The sequence below is a fragment of the Colwellia maritima genome (assembly GCF_022669015.1).
Lineage (GTDB): Bacteria > Pseudomonadota > Gammaproteobacteria > Enterobacterales > Alteromonadaceae > Colwellia > Colwellia maritima.
In genome coordinates this window covers 83,190-99,844 of sequence record NZ_JAKKSL010000005.1, presented here as the reverse complement: position 1 = coordinate 99,844, position 16,655 = coordinate 83,190, and the positions used below count along the sequence as shown (strand labels likewise).

Below are 16,655 nucleotides of genomic sequence, written 5' to 3'. Positions count from 1 at the left end.
GCAGCTGTTAACTTGGATTATTAATTTTACGGCTTCGTTCTAAAATATCTAGTCCTTGTTGTTTTAACCAATAAGGAAGATCAATTAACACCCAGTTTTCCATTAGTTTATCCCCTTCTCGACGATAAACATCAACTACCCTCATATCCGCACGAACCTCTCCGCCCGGTAAACCTAAAAAGCCACCAATAGGCGTACTACTTAAATTAGGCCGCCAAAGAAACACGCGTAGTTTCCTTCTGCGTATCGACAAATATGACCATTAAATACCTTATCTTTTAGTCCTTGTCTAAACGGGTAAGAATGCTGTTCTTGAAATTTAGGGATAGAATAAGTTGCACCTATTCCTGTCGGGCCATACCACACCATATCTTTCGACCAGGTTTTTTCTAAAATTTCAGGTGGATAATTATCATTAGCCGTTTGGTTTAGTTGTGAGAAGTCTTCAATCATTTGATTGAGTAATGCCATGGTTTTTTCAGCTTCAGCAGGATCCTTATCGTCTAACTGAATGCCATCGTGCGTTCTTGGCCCCGGATAAATAAACGAATGCCCTGTGGCTTGCGGTAAAGGATTTATACCCACTTGATGCATCACACTAATAATGTCGCAGAAAAAACCAGAACGGACTATTTTGCCATTTTCAATACAGTTGAAGTCAGCGTATCGAACCATGGCAACTTTACCTGAACGTGGTATGCCTAGCCAGTCTTGGTCAAATTGCACCATAAAATGTCCCATACTGGTAACCCAGTTAGCTTCATCATTGCCACTAACCCCGGCCATAAAGACATCCTGACGACGTTGTACATTTTTAAAGGCTTGTAAAAATGGTTGCCAAAACACTTGGTTTACTGCTTCGGGTCCTTTTTGCTCGTTAAACGGATGTACGCCATACCACTGACAATCGTCACTCATATAGTGAGATAATACTTCACCAATGGTTTCGGAGTTTGACTGCTCTAACGCGTCATAATACGCTAAAATTAGCTCTTTATTTTGCGACTCAATACTCATTACTGGTGTTCTCCTTTATCTTTAGGTGCCGTTGTATTTTCATTAAATTCAACTACTTTACATAAATTATACGTTAAAAAAACTGATAATAAACTGATTCAAAACTGACTTAAGACATGACTATTACACTATTAACGGGCATGTAATCTACTGTTCTTTGCAATATTGACTTTCAAATTATTTTAAACAATGCTATTCTTATTTGACTTCGAAGTCAAACTATGTAAATTTATAATAAGAACTCCAACGCATAAACAACAAGAGATGTATATATGACTGAATTTGGCCCCCTCAATTGGACTATTTTAATAGTCTATATATTAGCAAATCTTTTACTAGGTTATGTAATAAGTAAAAAAGTGAGTACTGCTGATGATTTTTATTTAGGTCAAAAACAAACGCCTTGGTGGGCAATTGGTATTTCAGTACTTGCGACTTATGTTAGTGCGATGACTTTTCTTGGTGCTCCCGCATGGGCATACAAGGATGGCTTATCTGTTATTGCGATTCACCTAAATTACCCGCCGGTTATTATTGTTGTTATTACCTTTTTCTTTCCGTTTTTTTATAACGCCGGTTGTGCTTCAATTTATGAATACCAAGAGAAACGATTTGGTAAAAAAGCCCGTGCTTTGGTGTCGGGTATTTGGTTAATATCGCAAACCATGAGCTCTGCAGCGGTTTTGTACGCTACATCAATAGTACTGAGTTTTATCACGGGTATTCCTGAAATTGCCGGCATTATCATCGTCACAATTATTGCCTTAATTTATACTGTAATGGGCGGTATTACCGCCGTTATTTGGACCGATGTTATTCAGTCGGGTATTTTGTTACTTGGCGCGGGTATTATTATGTATGCGCTGCTTGATAGCAGTACCGTGCCTGTAATGGATAGCTTAGCTCAATTAAAAGCGCAAGGTAAAACGTCTCCCCTTAATTTTGATTTTGATTTAAGCAATGTAACCACGGTTTGGTCAGGCATTTTTGCTATGTCGCTCTACCATATTACCGTTTATGGTACGAACCAAATGATGGTTCAGCGCACGCTAGCGGCCAAAAACATTGGTGATGCGAAAAAATCATACTTATTGATGGGGTTTCTGGCTTTCTTCGTTTATTTCTTTTTTATCATCATGGGTATTCTGTTTTACAACCACTATCAAGGTCAGCCGTTCGAGAATGAAAATACTATTATCTTAAAGTTTGCCGCTGAATATGGCATGCCAGGATTAATGGGGATTATTGCTTCTGCGGTAATGGCAGCTTCAATGTCGAGTTTAGATTCTGCATTTAATTCTTTATCGACCGTGTCTACGTTAGATTTCTATAAAAAGTATTTCAAACCTAATGAAAGTGATGACCATTACCTTAATGTGTCGCGTTGGTTCACCGTATTTTGGGCTGCAATTATTATTGTGCCCGCCATTATGTACCACTTGTATAGCACGGGCTCGATATTAGAAGTGTTGAGTAAAGTAGGCTCTTATTTTGTGGGTGCGCAACTGGGTATGTTTGGTTTAGGTTTCTTTTCAAAACATGCAAGCGAGCGTGGCTTATTGGTGGGTACTTTGGTTGGCGTAATTGCGGTAGCTTACACCGCTATTTATACCGATGTAGCTTGGCCGTGGTATGCAGCGATTGGCGCTTTTGTAAACGTTGTTGTCACTATCATCGCGAGTATTGCCATTGATGGAAAGCAAGCAGAATACTCTCCTTATAGCATAAAGGGCCAAGTGAAAGCCTTTGCTGATAGCGGATCTCCTACTACTGAAAATGGTTGGAATTTAGTACCAGGTAAAGTAGACAAGGTGTGCTACGCGCTCTTTGGCTTCTTTGTTTTCACACTCATTTTTTTATTTTCCTTTGAGTTATTTATTTAAGGACAACAGGTAACATAATGCGTTCTACACCTAAAAATACAATCACCCAAGTTCATTGGCAGCCTTTGACTAAGCTGTTAGAGCCATCGGGTAAAAAACAACAAACCCTAGGCTTCGGTTTGATGAAGAATTTATTGATATTGTTGACTATATCATTCGTATAACCCATAGAATTTGGGAGCAAAAAAATGTTGGTCTTTGTTATCAATACTATGGCGATATTTGCCCGGTTTTTACCTTAGGCGGTTATTCGGAGTGTGTTGAACAAGTGGTTCAAAACACGTTAAAAACCATCGCGGCTTTTCCTGATAGAAGCTTGATTGGCGAAAATGTGATTTGGAAGGAAGAAGAAGATCAAACTTATTATTCTTCGCATTTGATCACCAGTATCATGACTAATACCGGTAACTCTGATTTTGGCTTGGCAACCAATAAAACAGGACGAGTTACCACAATTGCGGACTGTGTTTGTTTTGAAAACAAAATCATTAAAGAATGGTTAGTACGAGATAACAGTTTTTTGATCAGCCAATTAGGTCTTGATCTTATTGATGCTGCTATTCATTTTTCAGCTATTACACCTAACGATACCTTTAACGAGTGGTATAACAGTGAATACAATCGTGTACTTGAAGCAAAACACAGAACAAAACTTAGCTTTACCGAAAGTAGTTGGACAACAGAAAGCTTTGTTCATGCTTGGGCACAAACCATATTCAATCAAAAACAATTTTCAACCTTAACTGATTTTTATCATGTTGCCGCGGCGCACCAATGGCCAGGAGGTAGGCAGTCAACAGGGTTAGCTCAAATTAGCGGTACGTTGATTCAGTGGTTAGCACAATGCCCAGATGCCAAAATGACGATTGACCATATTGGCGTAACAGGCTTTGATGACGACACAATTGATATTGCTATTAGATGGTCGGTAGCGGGAACGTTTAATCCGCATATCGACAGATTATCATCATTAAAAGGTAACCGCTTTTTTGTATTAGGTTGTACCCATATGCGCGTAAGAAATCAGAAAATAATTAAAGAAGTTACCGTGTTCGATGAAATTTCTTTATACGCTAATATGATTCGCGAATCGGGTCATTCACTACCATTATTAGCACAAGGAGTTTAATGATGTTTAATCAACTTATCGCGTTATACACCGAAGGTGATTTAGCACAGTTATCGTCTCGTATTTTGCACAGTACCGCTTGGAAACAGCACGATTTTACCGCTTATGGCAGTATGCAAATAAATAAACTTTGGCTTAAAAGCTTAGAGCAATTTGGTTTTTTACAAGTCACTAAACGTCACGAAATTCAAGGTGATAATTTTTCAGCGTTATATGTAGAGCTATCTAAAGAATCAGCACTTGAAAACGAATATGTTTCGCTAACCTTTTTCTTTGAACATAACAACGAGCACATTAAACGTTTACATTGTGTTGTAGATACTTTGGCACTTGCTAGGTTATTACAACAAGAGCCTAGTGTGTTAATAAATGCCCTACCGACACCAGATCCTTTATTGCTGAGTCAGTTTGATCATCAATTACATCCTAAAAGTTATCATGCGATACCTAACGATGTATGTAATTTGCCTAGCCACATTAGTGATACGGTAAATCAATGGTGGAATATATGGCAAGAAAAACAACTTGTCGGCTTTAAAAGCATTTATAGCGATACTGCACAAATACAAATAGCGGGCTTTGGCTCACATGAAGGTTTTAAACAACTGCGTGATTTTCAATTAAAAGTACATAATCGTATGAACCGCAGCTATTGCCAGTTAGAAAACATATGTGTTGATAAAGATGAAAACTCGCTTGCGGTAAAATGGCATATTGATGGTGACTATATTGATAATGGTAAAATAAAGCGTATTCGTGTACCGGTTATTTCAGTGCTTATGATTGAAAACAAACGTATTGTTGAAGAGCAGTTACAAATAGACTGGTTGGCTTTATACAAACAATATGGTCTGAGTTATCCGTTTGTGTAAATAAACGAAACACAACATTACATATATATCGTTCTTAATTTAGCGCGATATATATGGTATATATGTAAGCCCCCTCCTAAAAAATCCTACTTTTTATAAAATTTATTAACCACAGAGAAGTGATTTTGAGAAGAATCTAAACCCGAAATTTTCATTCTCAGCATAAGTAATCTGTTATGGTAGTTGAACTTTATTGCTAGTTGAACCGTATTGTTAGTTAACTGCCGCTATCGAGACGCTATCGAGACATTAAATGTTTTCTTTTTTAAAATCAGACCCAAGCAAAAAACTGAATAAACTTTATGACGCTAAGCTAGAACAAGCGATGCAAGCCCAAAGAAATGGTGATATCAGAAATTATTCACAATTAACTTTTGAAGCCGAAGCCATAAATAAACAAATAGAAGAGCTAGAGAAAGAGAAAGAGAAAGACAAAGAGAAAGTCGGGGGGAAATAACTCGTTAAGTTACGGTTTATGTGGTTTATGTGATTTATACAGTTACTAGCCAAATTGAGCAAATTGAAATTGGCGAGCTAGTTATACCTACTCAACTTACTACCAAGCTAAAGAATACCAACTCAACTAAGGAGTTGGTGGAGTTGGTATTTTTGGCGAAACATTTTACTAATGTTTAGCTCCATCCTAATTGTTGGAGACTAATAGTATCGTTCCATATTTTGGTAACGTGCTTAACTAAACCCGCTTCAAATTCCATATGATAGACATAATCCGCGGTGAGCTTGTTACCCGTTGGCGGTACGGGTCCACCTTCACCTGTATGGGTTCCATGAAGAACACCATAACCTAACACAGAGTTTCTGGCTTCATCAGCAGCAAAAAATTTAAGTTCGTATTGACCATCAGGAATCGGAATTAATAAGTTCTTCATCCATTCACAATAGGCGTCTAAAGTTGATATATCGGCTAATACAGCGGTTTGTGATGAGAATGTTGCATTAGGGTGACAGAACTCACTACAAAGTTCCCACCTTTACCTGTTTCACAGGCATCAAAAAATTGCATCGCAGTGTCGTGATTGTTGGACATGTTGTCCCCTTTTGTTTATATAGTTTAGGAAGTGTTTGAAATAATTGGATATAATCCGTAGATTATTTTGCAGAGCTCCTATGAAGTAGAAGCTCTGCAATGTAAGGCTCAAGTCATTATTTAGAAAGTATATTTAAGACTTATACCCCATGTTCTTGGGTCGTTCCAGTTCGCTTGAACAGAGTTCATTGGTTGACCATCTTTGATTTGAGAATGAATAACAGCACGTGTTAATACTTCTTCATCTGTTAAGTTTTTAACAAAGAAGTCTACTTGTACATTTTCATTAACGATCCAGGCAACGCGTGCATCAACAATTGAATGAGCATCAACGCGAGTTTCTGGTGTGTTAATATCAAACGCGTAATAGTCGTCTGAGTAGCTAACTTGAATATGCGGTATTAAAGCACCACCGTTTTCTAGTTCAATTTCATAATTAGCTGATAAGCCTATGGTGTATTCTGGTGCCATAGCAGGAGACCAAATCGGCCGAAACTAAATTGGCTGTTATTGTCGTTGATATCTTGACGACCTTCAAAGTTACCTAAACCAAGTAAAGGGCGTAATTGGTCGTTACCTACCGCATAGTCATCTGAAAATTCAGCATTAAGCCAAGTAAATGTACCATTAATGGATAAGCTATCAGTTGGATACCATTGTAGATCCATCTCTATACCTTGAGTTTCGATGCTTCCACCATTTTCGTAGTATTCAAAACTTTGTGTTTCACCTGCTTCAAGACACTGCAATACAGTGTCGCCAGTGGTAATATCACTACAAGCAACTGCAAATAACTGTGCTTTTACATCGTCATAATCGTTAACGAAGGCTGAAATATTTAGACGCATATCACCATCAAGTAATGTGCTTTTCATCCCGACTTCATACGACATAACTTCTTCATTGTCGTAAAGCGGCTCAGCACCACGAGCAACAACCCGTGCATCGTTAGCACCACCGGTTCTAACACCTGTAGCAGCTGACGCGTAAAACATTAAATCATCACTTTGGTCGAATTCAAGCGCTGCTTTCCACAATACTGCTGAATCATCCCAGTCAGGAATGCTATCACCGGTGAAGCTTTTTTCGTCTTTGTTATAACGTAAGCCACCCACTAAACGTAGATCGTCTGAAACTTCATAACGTAATTGACCAAACACGGCGATTGAATCTGATGTATGAGGGTCATGATCTGGGTTACCCAAACTAGGCACTACAACGGAATCTGGTACGCCATTTCCGGTAGTATCCGCACTTGATAACCATTCCCAATCAGCTTCTTGGTCGAAGTAATATAAACCCGCAATCCACTGTAAAGGCCCTTCATGATTTGAAGAGATTTGTAATTCTGATGAAATCGTTTTTTGGTCATCTTGACGACCAAAGCCACCAACAAAATCTAAACCGCCATCACTAAAGTCACTATCATAGTACTGTTTACCACTTAACTCAGAGTAATTTGATGTCCATTTAAAATCAGCGACATCTGTGTACCATTCTAACGTTGCCGTAGCAGAAAATGCTTCTTGTTTATCAAGAGACATTGCATTTCGGTATACGTCGTATGGACCAATATCATCACGCTCAACATCAGCCGGTTGGTAAGTATGACCTTGAGTTACCGTGGCATTTGGATCATAAATACCAGGGCTAGTTTCAGTTAACGAATAACCTGCTATTTGTTGATAACCCCAAATAGCTTCTGAGTTAGCATCTTTTTTTGAATAATCTAGGCGGAAGGTAGCATTGAAATTGTCGCTAGGTTCATATCGAGTTACAGAGCGAGCATAGAAAGAATTTTTCTCACGTAGATCATCTGATGGGCCTGGTATAACATGGTTTTCAATGTAGCCATCATGTCGGTCTGAAGCCACGACGACACGAGTTGCCAAATTATTGGTTAACGGGAGGTTTAATACGCCTTCGTATGCGCTACGATTGTATGCGCCTGTGGTAATTTTAACATTGCCTTCTATTTCGTCCATATTTGGACGGTTAGTAATAACGTTAATACTACCGGCAAAGGTGTTTCGGCCGTAAAGTGTACCTTGAGGACCACGCAATACTTCAATGCGTTCAATATCAACAAATGCGCCCATACCCGCAGTTGTTGTTGGTACGTAAATACCATCTTGGAAAATACCAATAATTTGTTCTGCGATACCTGTACCTGCAACACCTACCTCGTTAGTACGTGCTCCGCGCATGGCAGGTCTAACTTCACCACCTGAGCTACCTACTTTTAACCCGGGGACAACTTGCTGCAAACCAGTTATATCAATAATGCCCGCACGTTCAACATCGTCTGCGCCTAATGCGGTAATTGAAGATGACACTTCTTGTAAATCTTGCGCATGTCGGTTAGCTGTAACCGTTATTTTTTCAATTCTACCTGAACTTTCAGCTTTCGCAGCTTCCTCTGCAAGAGCAGTTTGACTTAAGCAAGCATTGATAACAGCCAATGCAATAGCCGATTTAATGAGTTTTCTTGTTGTAACTGGCTTCATGTATAAACCCTCTTCTTTCACTTATGAAGTTAAGTGCGTATTATTTTAATTAGTGTCATTGGTGGGTTATTTATTATTCATACTACCCACCCTTATACTTATACTTCGAAGTCATTTTGATGTCAAGCATACAACCTTTATCTTTACGTATAATTTTTAACCTAGCTTTAGTTTATATTCGATCAAAAACACAACCACACAAACAAACGACTGTAAAACAATAACTTAAAACAAATTCGCTATCAGTAAAAACAATTAAATAATTTTTAAAATAAATTGTAAAAATCAACTATATTTGTGACTTCGTGGTCAATAGTTAGGTATTTCAACCATTATAATTACTAAATTTAAGTGATTATTGTGACAATTCTAACATTTATTCCAAGAAAGACTGTGTTCTGTGGCTTTTCCCTTGGATTGCATGCTTTATGATCTGAATCAATGACTTCGAAGTCACTAGAGGTATTATAAACAACATACATTAAGAGCCACTTATAAATAATTCATCATGATATACCACGTTAACAATAAAACTACGTTAGTTACTATTATAGCCCTACTGGTGAGCTTGTTTGCTCAGATGCAGGCAATTAGTTTATTGGGTATTACCCTGCCCTTAAGTCTTTCAAGTAACGAAATATCGACTAATACTGTTGGTCAGATAATGGCACTCTATTCTATCGGCTTAGTTGTTGGAAGTTACCAAGGGAAAAAGGTTATTGCGCGGGTAGGACATATTCGAGCCTTTGCAGGGTTTGGTGCGATAGCGATAGTCGCTGCAATAATGCATAGTTTAACTCAGTCTGTGGTATTTTATGCTCTACTCAGGATAGTAAGTGGCTTATCAGCTGCAGTAATGCTGATTGTGATAGAAAGTTGGTTTAATACTCTGAGTCAAAACGCAAATAGAAGTCGACTAATGGCACTTCATCAAGTCATTTTTTATTTTGCCATGGGAACAGGTCAATTAATGATAAACCTGATACCAGGCAATTTTTCTGCTACTTTTTTGATCGCTGCATTATTACTCTGCTGTGCACTAGTTCCAATAACGCTGATCAGAATAGAAAACCCTGCTTTAACATTCAATACACCAGTAAAGCTTTTCGCGTTATTCAAAATTTCACCATGTGGGATTATTGGCGCTGTGTGTCTTGGTAATGCCATTGGTACTGTATTTAATCTTGCCCCGATTTACGCAAATAACATGCAAGTATCGACCATAGATATTTCGTTTTTTATGTCAGCAATGGTATTTTCAGGGGTGTTATTGCAAAGCACTATTGGCAAGTTGGCGGATAAGTATTCTAGAGAAGCTATTTTAATTGTTTTACTTATACTAACAGCGGGTGCTGCGCAGCTATTATTAGCATTAAATACCCTAGTGCCTTTGCCTATTTTGGGTATTGTCTTTGGGAGCGCCTATTGCGTGTTTATATCCGGTTAGTGTGGCCGCAACCTATGCTCAACTCACTGATGATAAAGCAGTAGCCTCTAGCAGTGCGCTTATGCTCGCTTATGCTATTGGCGGTTTTTCAGGTCCGATTGTTGCCTCATTTTCAATGACTTTTTTCAGCAATGAGGCGTTATTTATGTACTTATCACTGTATTGTATTGCGGGTGCATTACTGTGTTATTTTATATTACGGCAAGGATAGTAGGGGAAAGCCAGGCATTATGGATGATAATGGCGACATTAGAAGCTTAAGTGGCGTTATTAGTGATATAAATGGCGCGACATTATCACGTGATAACTTACAACGCATTCAAGCGTTAGATTTATCAAGTTTTCCTATTGTTAGCCCTAATGTTCGACTAGGCGCTTGTGTTAGCAATGTGGGTAAGTCTCTATGTATTGGTCTTAATTATGCTGACCATGCTGCCGAATCGGGTATGACAATTCCAGACGAGCCAGAAGTATTCACTAAAGCTACGAGTGCAATTTTTGGCCCTAATGATGACATAGTACAACCTAGAAACAGTGATAAGTTAGACTGGGAAGTTGAACTTGCTATTGTTATTGGTAAACATGCTTCTTATGTTAGCGTAGCAAAAGTTGTGGTGATTATATTGTCAGGTATTGTGTTTGTAATGATGTGTCGGAGCGTACGTTTCAATTAGAAAAAGGAAGCCAATGGAATAAAGGTAAAGGTTGCGATACCTTTGGCCCGATAGGTCCTTGGTTAGTTACGAGTGATGAAGTAAAAGACCCTAATAATTTATCTATACATTTAGCGGTTAACGGAAAAACATTTCAAAATAGCAATAGTAGAACCATAGTATTCAAGCCTGCTTATATAGTGAGTTACTTAAGCCAATTTATGAGTTTACAACCGGCCGATATTATATCAACAGGTACTCCTACTGGTGTTGGTTTAGGGCAAACACCACCTTTATATTTACAACCAGGTGATAAAATTACATTGAGTATTGAGGGACTTGGCACTCAAAATCAATTGGTTGTTGAGCACACTTAAAAGAAGAGATAGATAAGCTTTAAATTATACATATAAAAAATGTTGATATAAAAGATGAATATTAGCATGAGTGTTTTTAGCACAGTGATGTGTTCTAACTTGTTGACTTTAAAGCAATACGGCAAGAGCGAAGCTAGTAAAGCCTGATATCTTGCCGTTTGCTAAGTCTGTCAAGTGTCAATAATCACACTCGAACACACTCAACCGATCTCATTCAGTTACCTAATTACCACCAAGTGGCATATAAAGCCGTTAGAATGAGCACAACACCGGCAGCCGCAACATTAAATGACTTAGTTGTTGAAAAGCTCACTTGTTCTAAACTAACACTGCTGTCATTTGTATTAGGTTTACCTGCAATAGAAACAAAATAACAAAGTGCCAAACAAAGTAAAAAGACTAAACCAACACGATCCATAAAAGGTAATTCGGGCCAAACAAATTTAAGTATTAACGAAAATACGGCTGAGCCTATCGCCCCAGAAAATGCCCCCATTGAAGTAGCACGTTTCCAGAACATCCCCATTACAAATATCACCACGATACCTGGCGTAAAGAACCCCGTAAACTCTTGGATATATTGGAAGGCTTGGTCAAACTTACCCAGAAGTGGTTGAGCAACAATTAAAGCAATACATAACGAAACTAACGCTGCAATACGCCCAATATGTACATAATGACGTTGACTCTTATTCGGTTTGAATCGACTGTAGATGTCCATGGTAAAAATAGTTGAAATACTATTGGTCATGGAAGCAAGTGACGAAACAATTGCCGCAACTAAAGCCGCAAAAACTAAGCCTTTAATACCTACCGGCATAAGTGCCATCATTGAGGGGTAAGCTTGATCGGGTGTCGTTAAACTAGGATAAAGAATAACAGCGGCAATGCCTGGTAATACAACAATAACGGGCATTAATAGTTTAAGGTAAGCAGCAAAAGCAATACCTTTTTGTGCTTCTTTAATATCTTTCGCCGCTAAAGCACGCTGAATGATATATTGGTTGAATCCCCAATAACTAAAATTCATTACCCACATACCACCAATTAATACGGAAATACCAGGTAGGCTCATGTAATGTGCATTTTCAGAACTGAGTATCATGTCGAAATGCTCAGGCATTTTGTCTGTAAGAATACCAAAGCCGCCTAAAACACCTTTTCCATCAGCAACGGCATCTAACGATAAATAGCTCAACAATAAACCACCAAACACCAATAACACAACTTGTAATATATCGGTAAAAGCAACCGCTTTTAAACCGCCATATAAAGAGTATGCAACAGAAAATACGGCTAGAAATATCATGCCGAACATCCAATCGACGCCGCCACTGTTTCGATAGCCATGCCGCCTAACCATAATACCGCGGTTAAATTAACAAAAGTGTAAACGACTAACCAAAATATAGCCATGGTGGTTTTTACCTTGTTATCAAATCGTTGTTCAAGGTATTGAGGCATAGTGAATATTTTATTTTCTAAAAAAATAGGTAGCATGTATTTACCGACTAAGACCAAGGTTATTGCTGCCATCCATTCATAAGACGCAATTGCTAAACCAATGGCGTACCCCGAACCTGACATACCAATAATTTGTTCAGCTGAAATATTAGCCGCAATTAAAGAAGCGCCTATTGCCCACCAAGGTAAAGACTTACTAGCTAAAAAATAATCTTCTGTATTCACTCCCCCTTTCTTTTCATTGCGAGAAATCCACAAAGCAAGGCATAGTAGGCCTATAACATAGACAATAAAAATGGTAGTGTCTAACGTACCCAATTTAGTTGTAAAACTCGTCATTTATTCACCTTTAATTATAATTCTTTATATGAGTTACTATACTCAATTAGCTAAATACATAAGCATACCGCTCTGACAAAAAAACAATAAACCACTGATTAATAATACTTTAATTAAAATATCAGCTAAAATTTGCTCCAGTCTTGTTATAAAATGCATTAACCATTAATTAAGTCAAAGTATAATAACACCCCTAACATGTATTACAAGAAGACATATTACGTAGCGTTATCGTAAACGAATGATGAAACCTATAAAACTAAAGGTGAATAGACCCTTTATTTAAGTAACACTTTATAAACAAGTACTGTACATCAAAAAGAAAAAAACACACCAACATCGACATTAATCCTTTGATAAATAATAACTAATATTAATTTACAACAATAAAACCTTATACTTTTAATCCCCAAATAAGCTGATAACACTTAATCAATATGGTTAACTTAGCTATTTATCTTCAATAAATAGTAGAATGAAAAATGCTACAAAAATAAACAGCATGATGCATATTTAAAAATTTTTAATAATAAAATCATTATAAAACAGACTATTAATGATTTAGGTAAAAAAATTCACTACTATATTTCTAATAAAGCTTGATTGTTATAAAAACTTCTGTAGAGTTATATGTTGTCTTACAAGTAAAAGTAAGTATAGTTAAAGCAGCAATCATCTATCCACTTACAATGATTTTAGAGACAGATATTAAGAAATAAATAATTAAAATAAAATACATTAGGGAGAACTCATGAATTTTAAAGCAAGTAGTTTAACATTGGCGATATTGACAGCATTATCTGCCACTCCGGCCTTTGCCGATGATGCGGCTAAGAATACAGTAGATGAAATTGAAGTAATTCAAGTTACAGGTATTCGTGGAAGTTTAGTTCGCTCTCTGTTTGACAAACGTAATGCAGAAAATATTATTGATGGCATCTCTGCGGAAGATATTGGTAAATTTCCAGACCAAAATGTTGCCGAATCGTTACAGCGTATTACGGGTGTAACAATAGATCGTGGTGAATCAGGTGAAGGACAAAAGATATCAATTCGTGGTTTCGGACCACAATTCAATAACGTTTTGTTTAATGGCCGCACCATGCCAACAGATGATGATAGTAGAGGCTTCTCATTCGACTTGGTTGCATCGGAATTAATTAGTGGTGCAGATGTTTATAAAACACAACGTGCCGAAACCCTTGAAGGTGGTTTAGGGGGTACAGTTAATGTTAAAACGGCAAAACCATTTGATTTTGAAGGTCAAAGAGGTGCTGCATCAGCGAAAGCGGTATACGATACATTAGCCGATGGTACAAATCCTTATGTATCTGCTTTGTTAAGCCAAAATTTCGATAACGACTTTGGTATCTTAGGCTCTTTTGCTTATCAAAGACGTGACAGCAGAATGGACCAAGCGGGCTCTGATAATTTCAGAAATAGTAATGTTCAATTAGGCGGCCCTGACTCTGACTTTACAGAAGATGTATATCGTCGTCCACAGTCCGCATTTCAACGCTATGAGTTGGCTCAAAGGGAACGTATTGGCGGTACTTTAGTTGCTCAATGGCAAGCGACAGAAGACGTGCTAGTTACTGCCGATGCTTTATATTCTCAACTAACGGCTCAAAAAGCAGGTCATACACTGAGTCGTTATTATTCAAACCCACAATATAATGCTGTGGTTGATGAAAATGGTACCGTCACAGAATTTGATCGTTCAGTAAAACCATACGTATCCCCTGGTGTTTTTCAACTTTACGATAATGGTAAACAGTTACCGATTGGTCAATGGAATAGTGCACAATTTGTGGATAATGATCGCGATAGTTCTACTGGTATGTTTGGTTTAAATATTGATTGGTCTGTGACTGATAATTTCAATATAGTTGCGGATCTTCATACATCAAAAGCGAAAGCCCGCTCTGCTAATAACCCTAACATCACCGTATCTAACCCAACACAAACACCGGCTCATTGGCAAGACACAGGTGACTCTTTCATTTGGGAAACTAATGATGCAAATTTCTATGGTGATCTTGGTCAATACCACACGAATAATGTTTCGTTAACTAGTAATAATGCAGACGATAAAATTACAGAACTAAGAATAGATTCAGAATGGGTAACAGAAGATTACGGCTTACTAACTTCAATTAAATCAGGTGTTTATTATTCTGACCGTGAGAAAAGTAAAGATCGCTATGAAACACCATGGACACAAGTAGTTAAAGGCTTATATCCTGGTTTTTATGCCAATGTTCCTGAGTCTTTATTCTATAAAGTTACTCCTAAAGGCGGTTTTTTATCCGATCATGATCAAGGTGGTTTTGTAAACTCTTGGTTAACGTATAATCCTGATGATATCTTCACTTACCTTATTAGTGATGAAGCAAAAGGAAATGCGAACCATATTGGAGAGCAAATCATGAATAACTTTAGTAATGGTGATCCAACTTATGGCAGTGAAGCTGAAGCCCAAGCTGCTGCTGATGCCGCTGTTGCTAATCAACTAGCAAAAATTGAAGCCGGTTTTGCGTTTAATCCTGCAGGCGGTAAATACGGTCCATACACCCCAGTATATGAAGCGGGTAAATCTTGGGTTGTTAGCGAAGAAACATGGACTGCTTATGCTGAAGCAAACTTTGAAGGTAAATCTTGGTCGGGTAACATCGGTTTACGTTATGTAAAAACTGATACTACTTCAATCAGTGTTGGGCAAGAGTTTGTTGGTATGGAAGAAATACCTGGCACAGGTTCATATACCTCTTATATAAATAGTAGTGATGCTATTAATGCCAAAGGTAGTTATTCTGAGCTATTACCAAGCCTTAACTTGAAATGGAGCGTTACAGATGATTTAGTTGCAAGATTTGCGTATTCTAAATCTTTAACTCGTCCAAGTATGGGGCAATTGATTTCTGGACAAACCATAAGTGCTTCGGCAATATCTGATGGCCAAGGTGGTACAGAGTTTAATGGTACGATCAAAGGTCAGAACCCAGAGTTATCACCGTATACCTCCAATAATATAGATTTAGCCTTAGAGTGGTATTATGCTGAAGAAAGTTATGTTGGCGGTACTTATTTTGTTAAAAATTTATCAGATTATATTATCTCTCAAACACAAGATGTTGAATTATATGATTCGATTAGCAAAGTAAACCGTGAATTCCAACAAACATCACCTTTTAACTCAGAGTCGGCTAAAGTAAATGGCCTTGAATTATCAGTGCTACATAATTTTCCGTTAGGTTTTGGGGTACAAGCTAACTATACTCTTTTAGACACCACAGCCGCAGCTGATGAAACTAGTACATCTAAAGTTTCGTTAAATGGACTGTCTGAAACCTCATATAACGTTATCGGATTTTATGAAAATGATAAAATCCAAGTTCGTATTGCTTACAATTGGCGTGAAGGTTATACCACTTGTAACACCTGTTCTTGGGGCGATCCTATGAAAGTAGATGATTACGGCCAAGTAGATGCATCAATGAGTTATGACATATCAGATAATGTTTCAGTGTTTGCTGATGTCATTAATTTACTCGACGAAGACCCTTACAAGTATTCGGTATATAAAAACCGTACGATCAGCATAACTGACACTGGAACTCGTTATTCTGCCGGTGTAAGAGTTAGCTTCTAAATAGACAACGTTTCTAAATAAATTAACCATAAAAATAGAGGTGAGTATTTCATTATGAAAGCTCACCTTTTTTATGCTATGGACAATATTTTCTTCTCGTTTGATTTAACTTAATTCAGCTTTCTTTTATGCGTTCATTATTTTATACCAAAAAGTATCGCTACACATTGATAAACAACCTCCTCCCCTAGCAAATAACCTGAAATCGGCTTAATACATGTTGTTCTGTATTCCAAATAGTTACAAATATCTTAAACCAATTCCTGG

The 16,655-nt window shown here is 37.6% G+C and carries 13 protein-coding genes and 3 pseudogenes; 10 read left to right on the top strand and 6 right to left on the bottom strand.

Translation table 11 applies throughout. From position 1 onward, the window contains the following. Positions 1-7 precede the first annotated feature (7 nt). Positions 8-1,017: pseudogene (locus tag L3081_RS21060) on the bottom strand (nuclear transport factor 2 family protein). Between the two features lie 272 nt (positions 1,018-1,289). On the opposite strand from L3081_RS21060, the gene L3081_RS21055 reads away from it, so the two are divergent. From L3081_RS21055 to L3081_RS21035, 5 genes are all read left to right on the top strand, one after another. After that, positions 1,290-2,900: a sodium:solute symporter family protein gene (locus L3081_RS21055; protein WP_242288300.1), complete on the top strand. Its 1,611-nt coding sequence runs from the start codon at positions 1,290-1,292 to the stop codon at positions 2,898-2,900. Positions 2,901-2,917: 17 nt separating this feature from the next. Beyond that, positions 2,918-3,064: a hypothetical protein gene (locus tag L3081_RS21050; protein ID WP_242288299.1), complete on the top strand. Its 147-nt coding sequence runs from the start codon at positions 2,918-2,920 to the stop codon at positions 3,062-3,064. 104 nt (positions 3,065-3,168) lie between these two features. Beyond that, positions 3,169-4,029 (top strand): ester cyclase, encoded by an 861-nt coding sequence (locus L3081_RS21045; protein ID WP_242288298.1) that lies wholly within the window; start codon positions 3,169-3,171, stop codon positions 4,027-4,029. Next, complete coding sequence (locus L3081_RS21040) at positions 4,029-4,901, top strand: nuclear transport factor 2 family protein (protein WP_242288297.1); 873 nt, start codon at positions 4,029-4,031, stop codon at positions 4,899-4,901. Before L3081_RS21045 ends, L3081_RS21040 begins: the two co-directional genes overlap by 1 nt. A 253-nt stretch (positions 4,902-5,154) precedes the next feature. Next, positions 5,155-5,358: a DUF6435 family protein gene (locus tag L3081_RS21035; RefSeq protein WP_242288296.1), complete on the top strand. Its 204-nt coding sequence runs from the start codon at positions 5,155-5,157 to the stop codon at positions 5,356-5,358. Positions 5,359-5,533: 175 nt separating this feature from the next. Here the strand turns inward: L3081_RS21035 and L3081_RS21030 are convergent. From L3081_RS21030 to L3081_RS21025, 4 genes and pseudogenes are all read right to left on the bottom strand, one after another. Further along, positions 5,534-5,830 (bottom strand): annotated as a pseudogene (locus L3081_RS21030) (nuclear transport factor 2 family protein); the annotation flags it as partial. After that, positions 5,827-5,949, bottom strand: a complete 123-nt coding sequence (locus L3081_RS27430; protein WP_274620699.1) for a hypothetical protein — start codon at positions 5,947-5,949, stop codon at positions 5,827-5,829. The gene L3081_RS27430 and the pseudogene L3081_RS21030, both read right to left, overlap by 4 nt. Positions 5,950-6,069: 120 nt before the next feature. Further along, entirely contained in the window at positions 6,070-6,420 is a 351-nt protein-coding gene (locus tag L3081_RS27425) for a TonB-dependent receptor (protein ID WP_274620698.1), read from the bottom strand. Then, positions 6,399-8,456 (bottom strand): TonB-dependent receptor, encoded by a 2,058-nt coding sequence (locus L3081_RS21025; RefSeq protein WP_274620697.1) that lies wholly within the window; start codon positions 8,454-8,456, stop codon positions 6,399-6,401. The genes L3081_RS27425 and L3081_RS21025 overlap by 22 nt, the downstream gene beginning before the upstream one ends. A 508-nt stretch (positions 8,457-8,964) precedes the next feature. Here L3081_RS21025 and L3081_RS21020 point away from each other — a divergent pair. Genes L3081_RS21020 through L3081_RS27415 form a run of 4 tightly spaced genes read left to right on the top strand, consistent with a single transcriptional unit; the run spans position 8,965 to position 10,933 of the window. Next, positions 8,965-9,903: an MFS transporter gene (locus tag L3081_RS21020; protein WP_242288295.1), complete on the top strand. Its 939-nt coding sequence runs from the start codon at positions 8,965-8,967 to the stop codon at positions 9,901-9,903. After that, a complete protein-coding gene (locus tag L3081_RS21015) occupies positions 9,869-10,114 on the top strand; it encodes a hypothetical protein (protein ID WP_242288294.1) in 246 nt (81 codons plus the stop codon). Before L3081_RS21020 ends, L3081_RS21015 begins: the two co-directional genes overlap by 35 nt. Positions 10,115-10,133: 19 nt before the next feature. Beyond that, positions 10,134-10,577, top strand: a complete 444-nt coding sequence (locus tag L3081_RS27420) for a fumarylacetoacetate hydrolase family protein (RefSeq protein WP_274620696.1) — start codon at positions 10,134-10,136, stop codon at positions 10,575-10,577. Continuing rightward, positions 10,553-10,933 carry a fumarylacetoacetate hydrolase family protein gene (locus L3081_RS27415; RefSeq protein WP_338027447.1) on the top strand — a complete coding sequence of 127 codons (381 nt, stop codon included), beginning with the start codon at positions 10,553-10,555 and terminating at the stop codon, positions 10,931-10,933. The genes L3081_RS27420 and L3081_RS27415 overlap by 25 nt, the downstream gene beginning before the upstream one ends. Positions 10,934-11,159: 226 nt before the next feature. On the opposite strand, the pseudogene L3081_RS21005 reads toward L3081_RS27415, so the two are convergent. After that, positions 11,160-12,736: pseudogene (locus tag L3081_RS21005) on the bottom strand (sodium/sugar symporter). Positions 12,737-13,487: 751 nt separating this feature from the next. Here L3081_RS21005 and L3081_RS21000 point away from each other — a divergent pair. Next, a complete protein-coding gene (locus tag L3081_RS21000) occupies positions 13,488-16,388 on the top strand; it encodes a TonB-dependent receptor (protein ID WP_242288293.1) in 2,901 nt (966 codons plus the stop codon). Positions 16,389-16,655 lie beyond the last annotated feature (267 nt).

Excerpts from the sequence above, each read along its gene's own strand:
- L3081_RS21055 (WP_242288300.1), top strand. The coding sequence starts at position 1,290 with ATGACTGAATTTGGCCCCCTCAATTGGACTATTTTAATAGTCTATATA.
- L3081_RS21050 (WP_242288299.1), top strand. The coding sequence starts at position 2,918 with ATGCGTTCTACACCTAAAAATACAATCACCCAAGTTCATTGGCAGCCT.
- L3081_RS21040 (WP_242288297.1), top strand. The coding sequence starts at position 4,029 with ATGATGTTTAATCAACTTATCGCGTTATACACCGAAGGTGATTTAGCA.
- L3081_RS21035 (WP_242288296.1), top strand. The coding sequence starts at position 5,155 with ATGTTTTCTTTTTTAAAATCAGACCCAAGCAAAAAACTGAATAAACTT.
- L3081_RS27430 (WP_274620699.1), bottom strand. The coding sequence starts at position 5,949 with ATGTCCAACAATCACGACACTGCGATGCAATTTTTTGATGCCTGTGAA.
- L3081_RS27425 (WP_274620698.1), bottom strand. The coding sequence starts at position 6,420 with ATGGCACCAGAATACACCATAGGCTTATCAGCTAATTATGAAATTGAA.
- L3081_RS21025 (WP_274620697.1), bottom strand. The coding sequence starts at position 8,456 with ATGAAGCCAGTTACAACAAGAAAACTCATTAAATCGGCTATTGCATTG.
- L3081_RS21020 (WP_242288295.1), top strand. The coding sequence starts at position 8,965 with ATGATATACCACGTTAACAATAAAACTACGTTAGTTACTATTATAGCC.
- L3081_RS27420 (WP_274620696.1), top strand. The coding sequence starts at position 10,134 with ATGGATGATAATGGCGACATTAGAAGCTTAAGTGGCGTTATTAGTGAT.
- L3081_RS21000 (WP_242288293.1), top strand. The coding sequence starts at position 13,488 with ATGAATTTTAAAGCAAGTAGTTTAACATTGGCGATATTGACAGCATTA.